The 18,834-nt window shown below is 66.0% G+C and carries 11 protein-coding genes and 1 tRNA gene; 3 read left to right on the forward strand and 9 right to left on the reverse strand.

Going from position 1 to position 18,834, the window contains the following annotated elements; genetic code table 11:
- Positions 1 to 2: 2 nt before the first annotated feature.
- A complete protein-coding gene (locus tag L1F31_RS09965) occupies positions 3 to 1,799 on the reverse strand; it encodes a hypothetical protein (protein ID WP_265417150.1) in 1,797 nt (598 codons plus the stop codon).
- Positions 1,800 to 1,902: 103 nt separating this feature from the next.
- On the reverse strand, positions 1,903 to 3,387 hold the full coding sequence (gene rpsA / locus L1F31_RS09970; protein ID WP_265417151.1) for a 30S ribosomal protein S1: 1,485 nt from the start codon (positions 3,385 to 3,387) through the stop codon (positions 1,903 to 1,905).
- A gap of 207 nt (positions 3,388 to 3,594) precedes the next feature.
- On the opposite strand from rpsA, the gene L1F31_RS09975 reads away from it, so the two are divergent.
- Positions 3,595 to 4,434 (forward strand): class I SAM-dependent methyltransferase, encoded by an 840-nt coding sequence (locus L1F31_RS09975; RefSeq protein ID WP_265417152.1) that lies wholly within the window; start codon positions 3,595 to 3,597, stop codon positions 4,432 to 4,434.
- Between the two features lie 30 nt (positions 4,435 to 4,464).
- Here L1F31_RS09975 and polA read toward each other — a convergent pair whose 3' ends face one another.
- Positions 4,465 to 7,131, reverse strand: coding sequence for a DNA polymerase I (gene polA / locus L1F31_RS09980; RefSeq protein ID WP_265417153.1), 2,667 nt, complete (start codon positions 7,129 to 7,131; stop codon positions 4,465 to 4,467).
- A gap of 42 nt (positions 7,132 to 7,173) precedes the next feature.
- Here polA and L1F31_RS09985 point away from each other — a divergent pair, with 42 nt between their 5' ends.
- Positions 7,174 to 7,635, forward strand: a complete 462-nt coding sequence (locus L1F31_RS09985; protein ID WP_265417154.1) for a PaaI family thioesterase — start codon at positions 7,174 to 7,176, stop codon at positions 7,633 to 7,635.
- Positions 7,636 to 7,773: 138 nt separating this feature from the next.
- Here the strand turns inward: L1F31_RS09985 and L1F31_RS09990 are convergent, their stop codons facing one another.
- The gene (locus tag L1F31_RS09990) at positions 7,774 to 8,394 is read right to left on the reverse strand and encodes an ANTAR domain-containing response regulator (protein ID WP_425119370.1); all 621 of its coding nucleotides are present in this window, start codon (positions 8,392 to 8,394) and stop codon (positions 7,774 to 7,776) included.
- 192 nt (positions 8,395 to 8,586) lie between these two features.
- Between L1F31_RS09990 and L1F31_RS09995 the strand changes: the two genes are divergently transcribed.
- Positions 8,587 to 8,668 (forward strand) — tRNA-Leu (locus L1F31_RS09995).
- 132 nt (positions 8,669 to 8,800) lie between these two features.
- Here L1F31_RS09995 and L1F31_RS10000 read toward each other — a convergent pair.
- The 5 genes from L1F31_RS10000 to gltB all read right to left on the reverse strand — a co-directional run bounded on the left by L1F31_RS10000 (position 8,801) and on the right by gltB (position 18,809).
- Positions 8,801 to 9,328: a GNAT family N-acetyltransferase gene (locus L1F31_RS10000; protein ID WP_265417155.1), complete on the reverse strand. Its 528-nt coding sequence runs from the start codon at positions 9,326 to 9,328 to the stop codon at positions 8,801 to 8,803.
- Between the two features lie 49 nt (positions 9,329 to 9,377).
- The gene (locus tag L1F31_RS10005) at positions 9,378 to 10,826 is read right to left on the reverse strand and encodes a dicarboxylate/amino acid:cation symporter (protein ID WP_265417156.1); all 1,449 of its coding nucleotides are present in this window, start codon (positions 10,824 to 10,826) and stop codon (positions 9,378 to 9,380) included.
- A 179-nt stretch (positions 10,827 to 11,005) separates the two neighbouring features.
- Positions 11,006 to 12,553, reverse strand: coding sequence for a pyruvate kinase (gene pyk, locus L1F31_RS10010; RefSeq protein ID WP_265417157.1), 1,548 nt, complete (start codon positions 12,551 to 12,553; stop codon positions 11,006 to 11,008).
- Between the two features lie 126 nt (positions 12,554 to 12,679).
- Positions 12,680 to 14,122: a glutamate synthase subunit beta gene (locus L1F31_RS10015; RefSeq protein ID WP_265417158.1), complete on the reverse strand. Its 1,443-nt coding sequence runs from the start codon at positions 14,120 to 14,122 to the stop codon at positions 12,680 to 12,682.
- The gene (gene gltB, locus L1F31_RS10020; protein WP_265417159.1) at positions 14,115 to 18,809 is read right to left on the reverse strand and encodes a glutamate synthase large subunit; all 4,695 of its coding nucleotides are present in this window, start codon (positions 18,807 to 18,809) and stop codon (positions 14,115 to 14,117) included. Before gltB ends, L1F31_RS10015 begins: the two co-directional genes overlap by 8 nt.
- Between the last annotated feature and the right edge of the window lie 25 nt (positions 18,810 to 18,834).

The raw sequence follows: 18,834 nt of genomic DNA on the forward strand, positions 1-18,834 counted from the left end.
TCCTACTGACCCAGTCGGTAGACCCGCACGCCCTCGTCGGCGAAGACGGGTGAGCCGACCGCCGTGTCGAGGAACGCTGAGTACTCGCGTTCCCCACCCGGCAACAGCGGAGCCTCGGGAGCGAGCACGATGAAATCGACACCGCTCTCGCGCAGTTCAGTGATGGCCGAGCTCACTTCACGGCTCTCAGGATCGGGCATCGGAGCGCCGTCGAAGACGGAGCCGTGCAGCAGCGTATCGAGAGCGTCTTCGGGCGCCGTGTAGGTCACCGGGGATTCGGGGCTCGAACCGATGAAGTAGCCGCCGGTCTCTCGGTAGCGGAATCCGCTGACGGCCTGCCATACCATCGCCTCGTCGGCGTGGGGTTCGGCCCATGCCAACGGGCGGGGGAAGGTCTTGACGACGGATCCGGCGGGGACCACCTCGGCGATGGACTGCGTGTAGAAGTCAGGGACGGTCACGTCATGGGCGGTCTGCGGGGCGGGGACGACGCAGATGACGTTGAGCGCGAGCAGGCCGCTGAGGATTCGGGCACGGATGAGGTGCCGGTGCGCCAGCGCCCAGTCGAGCCCGATGCCGAGTATCGCGAACAGCGCGATCGTCGAATGCAGCACCAACCGCATGGGCAGGATGTTGTTGAGCACCGGAATCGCTTCGACGAGCGCGAACGGCCCGGTCTCGGCCAGCACGTTGCCGCCGAGCAGGATCGGCGAGCCGAGGGCGAGCACGAACACGAGCACACCCGTCGCGGCCGCGATGCGCACCGGCACTGCCCGAGGGGTCTTCCGCAGCGCTGCGAGAACGATGATGAGGGCGGCCAAGAGTGCCGGCGCGCCGACGTAGGCGCCGAGTTCGGCCGGGTCGATGTCCATGACACGCGGCAGCGGGGAGACTCCTCCGCTCAGCCATGCGGGCGCGGCCGGCAGAATCGGGTCGAGCAGATCGGTGTTCCACACTCCGTGCGGACGGATCGCTCCTGCAGGCGCGTTCGCACCCGTCATGGTCAGCAGCAGCGGGATCGCGCAGAGCAGCGCGACGGCTGCGGCGATGAGGGAGCCGAGCGCCAGCGACAGCCAGGCGCGGACGGGATGGAGCCTGTGCCCGAACACGGCGAGGCAGATGAAGAAGCAGACCGCGGCGAGGAACGTTCCGGCGAGGACTTCGGTGGATACGTAGAACTGGAAGCCCAGCAGCAGGCCGAAGCCGAGACCGATCAGCGACACATGTCTGCGGCCACGATGCGCGGAACCGAGCAGCGCGAGTATCGCCCAGGCGGTCAGCGGCGGAGTGATGGCGAATGCGAGGTTCGGGTGCCCGCCGAGCTGGGCGATGACATAGCTGGAGAAGCCCACTCCGCCGGCGGCGATGAATGCCGGCAGGCGCCCCATGAATCGTCGGAAGAGCACTGCTGTGGCGAGGCTGTTCAGCACGGGGATGGAGAGGATGAGCAGGTTGTAGGCGACGATCGGGCCTGCCGCCCAGGTCACCGGGGCGAGCAGGAGCGCGATACCTGCCAAGGAGGTGTTCCAGGCCCCGTTGACTCCCCCGCCGAGGGCGTTCATCGACTCGGTGTAGAGCAGACCGCCGGTGTGCCCGGAGCCGAAGCCGAGGAGGTCGGCGAGGACCGCAGCTCCGTGGCCGAGCCACCAGATGAACAGGGAGGTGTCGTCGTTGGAGGCGACGACGGACCCGCCGGGGTCTGCTGCGACGGATCCGAAGACGACGAGGCTGCCCAGGCAGAGCAGCACTGTGAACCACAGCCAGGGACGCAGCCGTGAGCGGAGACTGTGAGGAGTCATGTCCGACGCGGTGTCCCCCGCGCGTCCGGGAGCCTCCGCAGCTGCGGGGGCATACACACAGGGCTCCCGGCCTTCCGACCGGGAGCCCCTGTGATGGCTGTTATCAGCTGCCTGCAAGCTTCTCACGCAGGGCTGCAAGAGCTTCGTCGCTGGCCAGCGTACCTTCGTCGCTCGCCTCTTCCGAGGAGAACGATCCGGTGGCCGGAGCGGCTTCGGTCGTACCGACGGCATCGGCTGCGGAAGCCTCGGCGTCCGCTGCGATGGCCTTGGCGACCTGCTTCTTGTGCTCTTCCCAGCGTTCCTGAGCGGCGGCGTACTGCTGCTCCCAGGTCTCGCGCTGAGCCTCGTAGCCCTCGACCCATTCGTTGGTCTCGGGGTCGAAGCCCTCGGGGTACTTGTAGTTGCCGTCCTCGTCGTACTCCTGCGGCATGCCGTAGAGAGCGGGGTCGAGGAACTCTTCGGCCTCGGGATCGACGCCCTCGTTGGCCTGCTTCAGCGACAGCGAGATGCGGCGGCGTTCGAGGTCGATGTCGATGACCTTGACGTAGATGGTCTCGTCGACCGAGACGACCTGCTCGGGCAGATCCACGTGGCGCACGGCCAGCTCGGAGATGTGGACGAGGCCCTCGATGCCGTCTTCGACGCGCACGAATGCACCGAAGGGAACGAGCTTCGTGACCTTGCCCGGCACGATCTGTCCGATGACGTGGGTGCGGGCGAAGTGCTGCCAGGGATCTTCCTGGGTGGCCTTGAGCGAGAGCGAGACGCGCTCACGGTCCATGTCGACGTCGAGAACCTCGACGGTGACCTCGTCGCCCACGGTGACGACCTCACCCGGGTGATCGATGTGCTTCCAGGACAGCTCGGAGACGTGGACGAGTCCGTCGACACCACCGAGGTCGACGAACGCACCGAAGTTGACGATGGAGGAGACGACGCCAGGACGGACCTGACCCTTCTGCAGGGTCTGCAGGAAGTCGTGGCGGACGGCCGACTGGGTCTGCTCGAGCCAGGCACGGCGAGACAGGACCACGTTGTTGCGGTTCTTGTCGAGCTCGATGATCTTGGCTTCGACCTGCTGGCCGATGTAGGGGGCGAGGTCGCGGACGCGACGCATCTCGACCAGGGACGCGGGCAGGAAGCCGCGCAGTCCGATGTCGACGATCAGGCCGCCCTTGACGACCTCGATGACGGTGCCGGTGACGACCCCGTCGTCTTCCTTGATCTTCTCGATGTCGCCCCAGGCGCGCTCGTACTGAGCACGCTTCTTCGAGAGCATGAGACGGCCCTCTTTGTCTTCCTTCTGAAGAACGAGGGCTTCGATCTCGTCCCCGACCTCGACGACTTCGCCGGGATCGACATCGTGCTTGATAGAAAGCTCACGTGCGAGGATGACGCCTTCCGTCTTGTATCCGATGTCTACGAGGACTTCGTCGCGGTCGACCTTGACGACTTCGCCTTCGACGATGTCGCCATCGTTGAAGTACTTGATGGTCTCATCGACGGCGGCGAGAAAATCCTCAGCGGTTCCGATGTCGTTGACAGCGACCTGCTTCGGCTGCACCGATTCCGGCGTGGTGGTGGTCATATAGGTTGGGACTCCGATGGAATATTGGTCCAGATCCGGTACCCTGTCGGCAGGTCGTTATTTGTAGCCGACAGATCCGAATCCGGTCTCGATTGCGAATTTGGACTTGCATGCACAGGCGCATACGGTTGTCAATGCTAGCACCAACAGGGGCGTGAATGCACGCCGAGGAACCTATTTTTCAGCAGCCGAGGCCACGGAGGAACGATGAGCGAGGGAACTGACGGAGCCGAGGTCATCAGCGGCGGCTATCTGCCGATCGATGAAGAGGCTTCAGTCCGGGCCAACCGCAGCTATTGGGACAACTCCGCGGAAGAGTATCTGGCCGAACACGGCACGTTCCTCGGTGCCTCGGATTTCATCTGGTGTCCCGAGGGAATTCACGAATCCGACGTCCATCTTCTCGGCGCAGTCGACCGCAAGCAGATCCTCGAGGTCGGCTGCGGAGCCGGCCAGTGCTCGCGGTGGCTCGCCGAGGAAGGCGCCATCACCACCGGCGTCGATGTCTCGGCCGGAATGCTCGAGCAGGCCTCACGCCTGCAGCGCGAGCATCCGCTGAGCACCGAGGCGACTCCCCCGACGTTCCTCCTCGCCGATGCCCGTCAGCTTCCGTTCGCGTCTAACAGCTTCGACGTCGCATTCTCGTCCTATGGCGCGCTGCCCTTCGTCAAGGACGCCGAGGTGGTCTTCGCCGAGGTGGCACGCGTCGTCCGTCCCGGCGGGCAGTGGGTGTTCTCGACCACCCATCCGATGCGGTGGATGTTCCCCGACGTGCCCGGGGAAGCCGGTCTCACGGTCGAGTATTCGTACTTCGATCGCACTCCGTATGTCGAGCTCTCCTCGACGGGTCAGCCGGTGTACGCCGAGCATCATCGGACGATGAGCGATTGGGTGCGTCTGCTGGTGACCGCAGGGTTCACGATCGACTCGGTCACCGAACCCGAATGGCCCGAGGAGAATCAGAAGGCCTGGGGCGGCTGGTCGCCTCTGCGCGGCGCGCTCATGCCGGGCACCGCGATCTTCTCGACGACGCTGCACAAGGACTGAGCGCGGGCAGCGCTCAGGTCACCTGCTCCTTCAGTGAGCGGCGTCGTGCCAGGACCGGCCGGTGCCGACGTTGACGTCGAGGGGCACATCGAGCTCGAACGCCGACCCCATCTCCTCGGTGACGATCGCCTTCACTGCGTCGATCTCATCGGGACGCACGTCGACGATGATCTCGTCGTGGACCTGCAGCAGCATCGGCGACTGCAGATCTTCGAGCCGGGAGGCGACCTTGAGCATCGCGATCTTCATGATGTCGGCTGCCGACCCCTGGATCGGGGCGTTGAGAGCGGCACGTTCGGCCATGTCTCGCAGCTGTCGACGGTCGCTGTGCAGCGCCGGGAGGTAGCGGCGGCGGCCCATGATCGTCTCTGTGAAGCCATTGGCCCGAGCCTGATCGACGATCTCGTCGAGATAGTCTTTGACCGCGCCGAAGCGTTCGAAGTACTGCTCCATGAGGCCTTTGGCCTCGTCGACGCCGATCGCCAGCTGCCGGGAGAGTCCGTAGGCGGAGAGCCCGTACACGAGCCCGTAGGACATCGCTTTGACCTTCGACCGCATCTCGGAGTCCACCTCGTCGATGCCGACGTTGAAGACCTTCGACCCGACATAGGAGTGCAGGTCCTCCCCATCTTTGAACGCCTGGATCAGTGCTGCATCGCCTGACAGGTGCGCCATGATGCGCATCTCGATCTGTGAATAGTCGGCGGTGAGCAGGCACCCGTCGGCCACCTCGGGGTCGGCGACGAAGATCTCGCGGATGCGGCGTCCGGATTCGGTGCGGACGGGGATGTTCTGCAGGTTCGGGTCGAGGGAGGACAGGCGCCCCGTGGCGGCCACGGTCTGCTGATAGGTGGTGTGGATGCGTCCGTCATCGGCGACCGTCTTGAGCAGGCCGACGACGGTCTGCTTGAGCTTCGTCGAATCGCGATAGGCCAACAGGTGCTGGAGGAACGGGTGTTCGGTCTTGACGAAGAGTTCGGCCAGCGCCTCGGCGTCGGTCGTGTAGCCGGTCTTCGTGCGCTTCGTCTTCGGCATGTCGAGTTCGTCGAAGAGCACGGTCTGCAGCTGTTTGGGCGAACCGAGGTTGACCTCGTGGCCGATCGCGTCATACGCCTCCTGCGCACTCGCTTCGGCCTGTTTCGTGAACTCGTCGATGAGGTTGGACAGCCCGCCCTCGTCGACGGCGATTCCGGTCGACTCCATGCGTGCGAGCACGGGCACGAGCGGAAGTTCGATGTCCCGGTACACCTGCGTCATGTTCGCTTCGTCGAGCGCTGCGGCCAGCACCTCGTGGACTTCGAGGAGGGCGGCAGCCCTCTGCCCGTGAGTGGTCGCGGTCGCATCCGAATCGAGGTCGAGGGCGAGCTGCCCGGAATCGGACTCGGGTTCGCTCAGGTCGATGCCGGCGCGTTCGGACGCGATCTGGCCGAGTTCATAGGAGCGGGCATCGGGGACGAGGAGGTAGGCGGCCAGTGCCGTGTCTCCGCCGACATCGGCGACGCTCAGCCCCATCGACGCCCAGGCTTTGATCTGGAGTTTCGCGGAGTGGAGGATGAGCGACCGCTTGCCCAGTGCGGACCCGAGCTTCGTCAGCGACCTCTCCCCCGCCTCGGCGAGGTCGACGACCCATGCCTGCCCGGGCTCGGCGGACACGGCGAGGACCCGAGCCTGACCGTGGCCGAGTTCGAAGGAGGCATCGGAGTCCAGGGCGAGCACATCGTGGTCGGCGAGATGGGACAGCAGCGCGTCGACGTCGACGGCGGCGATGGTCGTCTCCCGTGGCGGGGCCGCCTCGGCCTCGGCACCGGCGGCCTCGGGGAAAATCGCAGCGAGGCGCTTGCCGAGCGCCTGGAACTCGAGCTGATCGAACAGGCTCGACAGTTCAGCCGGGTCGCCTTCGCCCCACACCAGGTCGTCGAACTTCAGGTCGAGGTCGACGTCGTCGAGGAGCCGGTTGAGTCGGTAGTTCCGTTCCACCTCGGTGATGTGGTCGCGCAGCTTCTCCCCGACCTTGCCGCCGATCTTCTCGGCGTTGTCGAGCACTCCCGGCAGGTCGCCGTGAGCGGCGAGCCACTTGGCAGCTGTCTTGTCCCCGACTCCGGGCACGCCCGGCAGGTTGTCGGCCTTCTCACCGACGAGTGCGGCCAGGCCACGGTAGTTCGCGGGGGTGACTCCGTACTTCTCCTCCACTGCGTTCGGGGTCATCCGATTGAGGTCGCTGACCCCGCGCTTGGGGTAGAGGATCGTCACGGTCTCCGATGCCAGCTGGAAGGAGTCCTTGTCGCCGCTCATCACTTCGACGTCGGCTCCCGCCTCGGTGCCCATCCGCGCCATGGTCGCCAGCGCGTCATCGGCTTCGAAGCCTTCCTTCGTCACGACCCTGATGCCCATCGCCGTGACGATGTCCTTGATGAGGTCGATCTGCGGGTGGAACTCCGGTGGGGTCTTCGCCCGGCCTGCCTTGTATTCGGGGTATTCCTCGAGTCGGAAGGTCTGCCGGCCGAGGTCGAAGGCCACGGCGACGTGGCTGGGCTCTTCGTCGCGGAGGACGTTGATGAGCATGGAGATGAAGCCGTAGATGGCGTTCGTCGACTGGCCCGTGCTGGTGGAGAAGTTCTCGACCGGCAGGGCGTGGAATGCCCGGTAGGCCAGGGAGTGTCCGTCGATGAGCAGGAGGGATTCGTTTGAGTGACTCACATGGCATAGCCTAGCGGTCGAAGCTGACTTGAAGGAGATCCGATGCTGCGCCCCGACGCCACCCTGTCCGCACACACCAGCTCTGAGGAGATCGCGGCGCTGCTCGAGCAGCTGCGCTCACCCGGTCAGGGCGGCGAGTTGTCCGAGAAGATGGGGATCGAGTTCACGGAGCTCGGACATGATCACATCGTCGCCACGGCCCCGGTCGACGGCAACCGGCAGCCGATGGGCCTCTTCCACGGGGGCGCTCACGTCGTGCTCGCCGAGTCCTTGGCCTCGATGCATTCGTTCCTGATCTCGGGTGGGAAGAACGTCGTCGGCGTCGATCTCAATGCCACCCATCTGCGGGCTGCTCGAGACGGCATCGTCGCCGGGCGCGCCGAGGTGCTCCACCAGGGGCGCAGGATCGTCTCCCATGAAGTGAAGATGACCGATGAGGCAGGGCGGCTGCTGTCGATCGTGCGGATCACGAACATGATCCTGGGGACCGAACCGAAGAGCTGAGCCGACGAGTTGCTGAGCTGCGGGTAGGTGACCGGCCGCTGATCCACTGAGCAGACAACAGCAGGGGCCGGAGAATCCGTGATGGATTCTCCGGCCCCTGTTCGGTGTCGGATGCGGGCGGTCATCGCCCGGCTGGCTCTACTTCTTCGTGCCGATCTGCTTGAGCACTGTTTCGGCGACTTCGCGCATCGTCAGGCGACGATCCATCGAGGTCTTCTGGATCCAGCGGAAGGCCTCGGGTTCGCTCAGACCCATCGAGGTCTGGAGCAGGCTCTTCGCGCGTTCGACGAGCTTGCGGGTCTCGAAGCGCTCGGTGAGATCGGAGATCTCCGATTCGAGGGAGCTGATCTCGGCGTGGCGCGACAGCGCGATCTCCAGTGCCGGAATGAGGTCGGCCGAGGTGAACGGCTTGACGACATAGGCCATGGCACCGGCATCGCGGGCCCGCTCGACGAGCTCCTTCTGCGAGAACGCGGTGAGCAGCACGACCGGCGCGATGCGGGCGCGGGCGATGCGCTCGGCTGCGGAGATTCCGTCGAGGATGGGCATCTTGATGTCCATGACGACGAGATCGGGGCGGAGCTCCTCGGCCAGGCGAATGGCGGATTCGCCGTCTGCGGCTTCACCGACGACGTCGTAGCCGACCTCGCGGAGCATTTCTACGATATCGAGACGAATCACGGCCTCGTCTTCGGCCACGACTACGCGGCGGACAGGCACGGACTCATCTGCAGTTGACTCTTCGCTGTTTGAAAGCACGTCACCAGTCTAGACCAGGGCGGTGACGTCCATGCCAGCGGGCGTGGAAGTTTCTTCTGTGAGGGTGACCACCACCGGTGACGGCGACCACCGAGGCTCCCGGTCGAGCATCGTTCGATTGTGCAATCGGTGCGCTCGCGCAGTAGAATCGTCCCCGTCGCCGAGGCGGCCCCACGGGGCTGACGAGCGCGAGCCGGATTGGCGGAATCGGTAGACGCGGTGCACTCAAAATGCATTGTCGAAAGACGTGCGGGTTCGAGTCCCGCATCCGGTACGAGAAGAAGGCACTGTCGAATGCGTTTTCGACAGTGCCTTCTTGCACCCGCGGGTTCGACATTCATTCGCACCGATCAAGATCACCACAGATGATCTTTGAAGCCGCTCATGCACACTATTCGGCCGTAGATCAGCGACCTGAGCGCAGGTCGAGGGCGTAGAGCAGAGTATCGAAGCGCTGTGCGCCGACGGCGACGAATCTCGGCAGGCGACCGCAGAGGCGAAACCCCAAGGATTCGTAGAGGCCGATGGCCGCCGCATTGTCCTCGCGCAGGTCGAGCGTGACCACTTCCGTCCCCTGTTCTCGGGCCGACGCGATGAGCGCGTCCATGAGACCGCGTCCTGCGCCTGTTCCCTGCGCCCTGGGGTCGACGCCGACCTTTTCGATATCGACATGCGGCCGATGTGTCGGGCGGGCATACCGTCTCCAATAGGCGAAGCCGACGATCTCGTCACCGGTCCGTGCGATCGCAGCGCTGGTCTCCCCGTCGTCGACTCCGGATGCCAGATCGGCCACGAGCTCGGCGATCTCCGCCCGCAGGGGCGCCTCCACCCAGCCGAGAGCAGCCCCTGCCTCGACGAGGCGGCCGAACAGTTCCGCCACTCGCTGCACATCGGCCTCGCTGAGACCGGCGGCGGGCATGAGCTCGATGCTCATACCCGCCGCTCCCCCGCGGACCGATGCGATCGGCTCCGGTTCCGTTCGGTCAGCCGACGCTTTCGCCGGACCGGGCCGGCTCGGACGACCGGGTTGGCTCAGAGGTTCGCGCTGACTCAGCGGATCGCGCTGTGTCCGCGGCTGCCTCGGTGAGTGATTCGTCGACATCTGCGTCCTCCTCGACGGGAACGTAGCCGTTGATGCGGGGCGCATCAAAGCGTTCGACGTCCAGGATCTCATGCCGTTTGGCCACGATGGCCGGGATGAGCGCCTGTCCGGAGACGTTGAGGGCGGTGCGTCCCATATCGACGATCGGTTCGATGGCCAGCAGCAGACCCACGCCTTCGAGCGGCAGCCCCAGGGTGGACAGGGTCAGTGTGAGCATCACGGTCGCACCTGTCGTGCCGGCGGTCGCTGCCGAGCCGATGACGGCGACGAAGATGATGAGCAGGTACTGGATGAGCGAGAGGTCGATCCCGAAGAACTGGGCGACGAACACCGCGGCGATGGCCGGGTAGATCGCGGCGCAGCCGTCCATCTTCGTCGTCGCACCGAAGGGCACGGCGAAGGCGGCGTAGGAGTGCGGCACACCGAAGTTGTCGGTGGCGACCTTCTGCGTCACGGGCATGGTGCCGATCGAGGACCGGGAGACGAAGCCCATCTGTGCGGCGGGCCAGACGCCGGAGAAGTACTGGCGCATGGACAGTCCGTTGGCGCGTGCCAGCGCCGGGTAGACGCCGAAGAACACGATCGCCAGGCCGACGTAGACGGCGACGACGAACCACAGCAGGGAGCCCATCGTCGACCAGCCGTAGGAGTTCACCGCGTTGCCGATGAGTCCGAGGGTGCCGATCGGGGCGATGCGCACGATCCACCACACAACCTTCTGCACCACGGCCAGCGCCGCCTCGACGAACTCGAGGAACGGCTCGGCCGCCTTGCCGACCTTGACGGCGGCGATGCCGATGGCACCGGAGACGATGATGAGCTGGAGGATGTTGAAGTTGACCTCAGAGGTCAGGCTGCCGCCATCGTCCGCCGAGGTGGCCACTTCGAGTCCGAGGAAGTTCACCGGGACCAGCCCGGTGAGGAAGCCGATCCAGCTGCCCTGGGAATCCGGTGCTCCGGGATTGAGCGAAGCGGCATCGGCGTGCGCGCCGGGCTGGATGACGACCCCGAGGATGAGCCCGAGGACGACGGCGATGAGGGCGGTGAGAGCGAACCACAGCAGAGTCGACATCGCCAGCTTGGCCGCGTTCGTGACCTTGCGCAGGTTGCCGATGCTCGCGATGATCGCCGTGATGACCAGCGGGACGACTGCCGCCTTGAGCAGGGTGACATAGGACGAGCCGATGGTGTCCAGGGTCTGTCCCAGCCAGTTGTCCTGGCTCTCGCTGACCGGCCCCCATGACCGGGCGATGAGCCCGAGGACGACACCGGCGATGAGTGCGATCGTCACCTGCACTCCGAAGGACTTGCTCCACGCGGGCAGTCTCATTGATTTCCTCTCCTAGCTTGGCCTCCTCTCGAGGTGACGAGAGGAGGAAGGCAACACAGGAGCACAACTGTTGAGCAATCTTCGAAATTCCGCAAATCGGTGTGAGACGCGTCGCAGACGACGAAGGCGGCGCCCGACCCTGATTTCGGGTCGGACGCCGCCTGAATCTGCCCAGAGAGTCAGTGTCGGGGCGAGCGGTTCTCTTCCACGATCGGCACCTCACGGGTGATCGGCGCCTCGGCGACGACCCCGTATCCGGCCAGCGGATCCTCTTCGGAATCCGAGGAATCCTGATAGGCCGCCGCGACGCCCTTGGCCGCATCACCGATGGTGTGGATGCGCAGAGCATTCGTCGAGCCCGGGATTCCCGGAGGGGAACCGGCCACGAGGATGCTCTGATCGCCTTCGCGAGCGGTGCCGTCGGCGAGGAGGACGGCATCGACCTGGCGAGCCATCTGGTCGGTGTGGCGCACAGTCTTCACGAGGTAGGGGCGCACACCCCAGGTCAGAGCCAGCTGGTGGCGGACCTGCGGGTCCGGGGTGAAGCCGAGGATCGGCCAGGACGGGCGCAGACGTGACATCCGGCGCACCGAGTCACCCGTCTGCGAGAACGTGCACAGCAGGTCGATATCGAGCTGCTCAGCAATCTGCACGGCGGCCGCTGTCACGGCTCCGCCCTTCGTGTGCGGGACGGTGCCCAGCTTCGGGATCCGTTCGAGTCCGTGCTCCTCGGTGGAGCTGATGATCCGGCTCATCGTCCGGATGGCCTCCACCCAGTGCGCACCCACCGAGGTCTCCCCGGAGAGCATGAGCGCATCGGCGCCGTCGAGGACGGCATTCGCGCAGTCGCTGGCCTCAGCGCGGGTGGGACGCGATTCATCGATCATGGTCTCGAGCATCTGCGTGGCGACGATGACGGGTTTGGCCTGCTGGCGGGCGATCTCGACGGCTCGCTTCTGCACGATCGGCACCTGCTCCAGCGGCAGTTCGACGCCGAGGTCGCCGCGGGCGACCATGATTCCGTCGAAGGCGTCGATGACCGCATCGAGCTGTTCGACGGCCTGAGGCTTCTCGAGCTTCGCGATCACCGGGGCCGTGATTCCGACCTCGTCCATGACGGCCCGCACATCGTCCATGTCCTCGGGACTGCGGACGAAGGACAGGGCGACCCAGTCGAAGCCGAGCTGCAGGCCCCATTTGAGGTCCTCGATGTCCTTCTCGGACAGGGCGGGGACCGACACGGGCACTCCGGGGAGGTTGATGCCCTTGTGATTGGAGATGGTTCCGCCGATCTCCACCTCGGTGACCACGTCGGTGGCGGTCACCTCGGTGGCACGCAGACGCAGCCGACCGTCGTCGACGAGCAGCGGGTCTCCCACGGAGACGTCATCGGCCAGGGTCGGCAGCGTGGTGCTCACGAGTTCGGCGGTGCCGTCGACATCGCGGCTGGTGATCGTGAAGGCGGCGCCTTCGACGAGCTGCTCCCTGCCGTTGGCGAAGGTGCCCACCCGGATCTTCGGACCCTGCAGGTCGAGCAGTGCGGCGACGGGCCTGCCGGTGTCGAGCGCGGCCTGACGGACCCATGCGAACTTCTCTTCGTGTTCGCTGCGAGTTCCGTGGCTGAGATTGAATCGGGCGACATCGACGCCTTCATCGACGAGTTCGCGGATCTCTTCATAGGAGTTCTGGTTCGGACCTAAAGTTGCAACTATCTTTGCACGCCTCATACGCAACACCCTACCTAAAGTCCCAGCGGTCTGCCGTCATCGGTCGCCGCTGGTCACATGCGGTGGACGAACGGCACTGCGTTGTGCCGCCCCACCATCGCTTCTCAATTTATGACATGAGCTATCTTAACATTTGAACTCGGCATCGGTGGGTCGCACGGGTGCCGGCAGCCGGGTCGAACCGGTGAGGTAGCGATCGGCTGCGGCCGCGGCGGCACGCCCCTCGGCGATGGCCCACACGATGAGCGATTGTCCGCGACCGGCATCGCCGGCGACGAAGACGCCCGGAGTCGAGGCGAAGTCCCCGTCCCGGTCGAAGGCCCCGCGCGCTCCCGTCTCCAAAGCGATCGAGTCGACCTCCGGGCCGTTGAATCCCAGTGCCAGGAGCACGAGGTCGGCGTCGATGACGTGTTCGGTGCCCGGCGTCGGGATCCGGCGCCCGTCGACGAACTGCGTTTCGGCGACCTCGATGCCGCTCACCCGACCGGACTCGTCGCCGACGAACCGGGTCGTCGAGGCCAGGTAGCGCCTGGTGCCGCCCTCTTCGTGGGAGGACTGGACCTCGAAGATCCGCGGCACCGTCGGCCACGGCGAGTCCGCATCACGATCCGCAGGCGGTTTGGCTCCGATCGCCAGGGTCGTCACCGAGGCGGCTCCCTGCCGCAGGGCCGTGCCCAGGCAGTCGGCTCCCGTGTCGCCGCCGCCGATGATGACGACGTTCTTTCCCGCCGCGTCGATGGGTGCGGCGACGGTGTCCCCGGCCTGCGTCCGGTTCGAGGGCACGAGGTAGTCCATGGCGAATTCGATGCCGTTCAGTTCGCGCCCGGCCAGCGGCATGTCCCTGGGCACGGTGGCTCCGGTGGCAACGAGGACGGCATCGAAGCGGGTCCGCAGCTCGGAGAGTTCGATATCGCGGCCGATCTCGACTCCCGTCTCGAACCGAGTGCCTTCCGCCCGCATCTGGGACAGCCGGCGATCGATGTGATGCTTCTCGAGCTTGAAATCGGGGATGCCGTATCGCAGCAGTCCGCCGAGGCGGTCGTCGCGTTCGTAGACGACGACGGTGTGCCCGGCGCGGGTCAGCTGCTGGGCAGCGGCCAGTCCGGCCGGCCCCGAACCGATGACTGCCACGGTGTGCCCGGTGATCCGGTCGGGCACGACCGGGGTGATGAGACCGGCGGCGAAGCCCTGGTCGACGATGGAGACCTCGACCTGCTTGATCGTCACGGCCGGCTGGTTGATGCCGAGCACGCAGGCGTTCTCACACGGGGCCGGGCAGGCGCGACCGGTGAACTCGGGGAAGTTGTTCGTCGCGTGCAGCAGTTCGACCGCGCGGCCGAGTTCCCCGCGGTACATCGCATCGTTGAACTCCGGAATGAGGTTGCCCAGCGGGCAGCCCTGGTGGCAGAACGGGACACCGCAGTCCATGCAGCGCGAGGCCTGTCGGCGCAGCTGTGCGGGATCACCCTTCTCATAGACCTCGGAGTAGTCCATGAGCCGGATGGGCACGGGCCTGCGGGCGGGCAGTTCGCGTTCGGTGATGGTGAGGAATCCGTGCGGATCAGCCATGAGCGGCCTCCAAAATCGTCTGCCAGGCCTGTTCGGAGTCAGCGGCTTCGCCGCCGGCTGTGATCTCGTCCTGGATGTCTTTGACCCGTGCGTAGGCGACGGGGATGATCTTCGTGAAGCGGGACAGGACGTCCTGCCCGCGGTGGAGTCCGGCGAGCAGTTCGTCGGCCAACGGGGATCCCGTTGCCTCCACATGTGCGGCGAGCAGCCTCTCGAGCACCTCGGTGTCGGTGACTCCCAATCCGCCGAAGCGGAAGACTCCTGCGGCGCGCTCCTTCGGGTTGAGCCTGCTCGGATTGAAGTCGAGGACGTACGCGGTGCCGCCGGACATGCCGGCCGCGAAGTTCCGTCCCGTCGGTCCGAGGATCACTGCCGTGCCCCCTGTCATGTATTCGAGTCCGTGGTCGCCGATGCCCTCGACGACCGCCTCGGCGCCGGAGTTGCGCACGAGAAAGCGCTCCCCGACAGTGCCTGAGAGGAACAGCGAGCCGGAGGTCGCGCCGTAGCCGATGACGTTGCCGGCGATGACATTGTGTTCGGGGCGATTCGGGTTCTCCGGATGCGGTGCGACGCTGATCGTGCCGCCGGAGAGGCCCTTGCCGACGTAGTCGTTGGCGTCTCCGCGCAGATCGATGCTCACACCGTGCGGGAGGAAGGCGCCGAGTGACTGTCCCGCGGTGCCGTGCAGTCTCACCCGCACGGTTCCCGTCGGCAGGCCGCTGCCGCCGTGGGCCGTCGTCACACGGTGGCCGAGCAGGGTGCCGACCGACCGGTGCGTGTTCTCGACCTGAGTGGTGATCTCGATCGGGCTTCCCGCGATGATCGCGTCTTCGGCCTGCTGCAGCAGTTCGAGGTCGAGCTCCCCGGCGAATTCGCGAGGTGATCGGTTCCCGCTGGTGCGCACCGAGGCGGTGTCACCGTGGATATCGGTGGGTACGGTGAGGATCGGGGCAAGGTCGAGATCGAGTCCCGAGGCTGCCGCCCGCTGCTCATCGATGCGCAGTCTCTCGACCGCGCCGATCGCCTCGTCGAGGCTGCGCAGACCCAGCTGGGCGAGGTAGCCGCGGACCTCCTCGGCGATGAAGGTGAAGAAGTTCACCACATGATCGGCCTGCCCGTGGAAGCGCTCGCGCAGCTGCGGGTTCTGTGTCGCCACCCCGACGGGGCAGGTGTCCTTGTGGCACACGCGCATCATGATGCAGCCGGAGACGACGAGCGCGGTCGTCGCGAAGCCGAATTCCTCGGCCCCGAGCAGGGCGGCGATGATGACATCGCGGCCGGTCTTGAGCTGACCGTCGACTTGGACGCTGATGCGTTCGCGCAGCCCGTTGAGCACGAGCGTCTGCTGCGCCTCAGCCAGGCCGAGCTCCCAAGGGGTGCCGGCGTGCTTGAGGGAGTTGAGCGGGCTGGCACCCGTGCCGCCGTCGTGACCGGAGATGAGAACGACATCGGCACCGGCCTTCGCGACCCCGGCGGCGACGGTGCCGACACCGATTCCCGAGACGAGCTTGACGTGCACACGGGCGCTCTCATTGGCACGCCCGAGGTCGTGTATGAGCTGGGCGAGATCCTCGATCGAATAGATGTCGTGGTGCGGCGGGGGTGAGATGAGTCCGACACCGGGGGTGGCATGGCGGGTCTTCGCGATCCACGGATAGACCTTCTCCCCCGGCAGCTGACCACCCTCCCCCGGTTTCGCGCCCTGCGCCATCTTGATCTGCAGATCATCGGCGGCCGAGAGGTAGTGGCTGGTGACGCCGAAGCGACCGGAGGCGATCTGTTTGATCGCCGAGCGTCGCTGCGGGTCGAGCAGGCGTTCGGTGTCCTCTCCGCCTTCACCGGTGTTCGACTTCCCGCCGATCCTATTCATCGCGATCGCCAAGGTCTCATGCGCCTCGGCGGACAGGGAGCCGTAGCTCATCGCCCCGGTGGAGAAGCGGCGCATGATCGCCTCGGCGGGTTCGACCTCATCGATGTCGATCGGTCCGGATTCCACGGGGACGAGGTCGAAGAGCCCGCGCAGCGTCATCAGCTCTGCCGACTGCTCGTCGACGGCCCGAGTGTACTGCTGGAAGATGTCGAAGCGGCCGGTGGCGGTGGAATGCTGGAGCTTGAAGATCGTCTCCGGGTTGAACAGGTGCCCCGGGCCTTCCCTGCGCCACTGGTACTCGCCGCCGACGAGCAGATTTCGGTGCGCCGGACGCGGATGATCGTCCCGGTAGGCATCGGCATGCCGCGCGGTGGTCTCGACCGCGATATCGGACAGCGTCTTCCCGCCCAGCTGATGCGGGGTCGAGGCGAAGTGCTCCTCGACGAGGGAATCCGCCAGGCCCAGGGCCTCGAAGGTCTGCGCCCCGTGGTAGGACTGAACCGTCGAGATGCCCATCTTCGACATGATCTTCAGCAGACCCCTATTCAGCGCGGTGAGCACGTTGGCCACAGCCGTCTCCTCGCTGATGCCCAGGATCCGGCCGGACCGGACGAGGTCCTCGGCCGATTCCATGGCGAGGTAGGGGTTGACTGCGGAGGCGCCGAAGGACACGAGTGTCGCAGCATGGTGGACCTCGCGCACGTCACCGGCTTCGACGATGATGCTCACCTGGGTGCGGGAGCGTTCCCGCACGAGGTGGTGGTGCAGAGCCGAAGTCAGCAGCAGGGACGGGATCGGCGCGTATTCGGAGTTCGATTCCCGGTCGGTGAGGATGAGGAACACTGCACCGGCGGCTACCGCTGCGCTCGCCTCCTGACACAGTTCGGCGATCCGCTCGGCCATCGCCTCTGCCCCGGCGGCCACCGGGTAAAGCCCGGACAGCGTCACCGACGGGGTGGTGATGTCCGCGCCGAGGCGGTCGCCTCCCAGGTGCGCGATCGCCGTGAGTTCGTCGTTGTCGATGACCGGTCGCTCGAGCAGGATGTGCGTGGAGTCCGGACGGTCGGAGCACAGCAGGTTGCCTTCGCGGCCGATGCCCGCGGACATGCTCGTGACGATGTCTTCGCGGATGGAGTCCAAGGGCGGATTCGTCACCTGCGCGAAGTTCTGGTGGAAATGGTCGAAGAGCAGTCGCGGGCGGGTGCTCAGGGCGGCGATCGCTGTGTCGCTGCCCATCGCGCCCAGGGGTTCGGCCCCGGTTTCGGCCATCGGCCCGATGAGCACCCGCAGCTCCTCTTCCGTGTAGCCGAAGGTCCGCTGACGACGGCGCACCGAGGACTGCGGGTGGCTGACGTGGACACGGGTGGGCAGATCGGCCAGGCGTGTCGAGCATTCGGACACCCAGTCACGATAGGGGTGTTCGGTGGCCAGACGGTTCTTGATCTCCGTATCGGAGATGATGCGGCCCTCTTCGACGTCGACGAGGAACATTCGGCCCGGGGTGAGTCGGCCGCGCGCAGTGATCTCGGCTTCGGGCAGGTCGACGACGCCGGCTTCGCTGGCGAGGACCACGGTGTCGTCGGTCATCACGTAGCGGGCCGGGCGCAGTCCGTTGCGGTCGAGCACGGCTCCGGCGAGGCGTCCGTCGGTGAACGAGACGCAGGCCGGTCCGTCCCACGGCTCCATGAGCAGCGAGTGGTATTCGTAGAAGGCGCGCCGGTCATCGCCCATTGCCGGGTTGTTCTCCCAGGCTTCGGGGATCATCATGAGCATCGCCTGCGGCAGTGAGCGCCCCGAGGCGACCATGAGTTCGAGCACGGCGTTGAAGGACGCGGAATCCGAGGCTCCGGCCGGAATGATCGGAAGAATGCGTTCGATCCCGGAGTCGGTTCCGGGCACCGGGGATTCGAGGAGTTCGCTGACGAGCGCTGATTCCCTCGCCTGCATCCAGTTGCGGTTGCCGCGCACCGTGTTGATCTCACCGTTGTGAGCGATCGTGCCGAACGGCTGAGCGAGCTGCCAGGAGGGGAAGGTGTTCGTCGAGAACCGGGAGTGGACCAGCGCGATGGCCGACGTCAGGCGCTCATCGCGCAGCTCGGTGTAGAAGGCGTCGAGTTGGCCGGTCGAGAGCATGCCTTTGATCGTCAGTGTCGTCGGCGACAGGGACGGGAAGTACAGACCCGCATTGTCGAGTCGTTTGCGCACGATATAGGACCGGCGCGCAAGATCGGAGTCATCGCGCAGCGGATGATCGGGGTGGGCTGAGAAGAACACGTGGCGCATCGTCGGCATGGTCGCTCGGGCGATCTCGCCGAGGACGGAAGGGTCGACGGGCACGTCGCGCACCGCCAGCACCTGCAGGCCCTCTTCGGCGGCAGTGGTGTGAAGCAGGGCCTCCTGATCAGGTGCGACCGGTTCGGACGACACCGGGGTCTCGGTCGCGGCGTTGAGTGCGACGGTGGTCGCGTTGAGGTCGGTCGAGTAGTCCTGGGCGAAGAAGCCGATGCCCATGGCGTAGTCGCCGGGACGGGGAAGTGCGATTCCGGATGCGGCGAGCTCTTCGGCGAAGTAGGCGTGCGGAATCTGGATGGTGATGCCCGCACCGTCTCCGGTGCCTTCGTCAGATCCGATTCCGCCTCGGTGCTCGAGACGCCGCAGAGCGTCGAGCGCCTGTTCGATGACCTGGTGGTCGGCTCCCCCGCGGTAACGGGCGATGAGGGCGAGTCCGCAGGCGTCGTGTTCGAGGGCGGGATCGTAGAGACCGATTCGGCCCGGCGGTGCCGGTCGTTTCTGGGTCGCTGACGCGATGTCGTTCATATGCTGCCTTCTCGGTGTGGTTCGA

The organism is Brevibacterium spongiae (assembly GCF_026168515.1).
Lineage (GTDB): Bacteria > Actinomycetota > Actinomycetes > Actinomycetales > Brevibacteriaceae > Brevibacterium > Brevibacterium spongiae.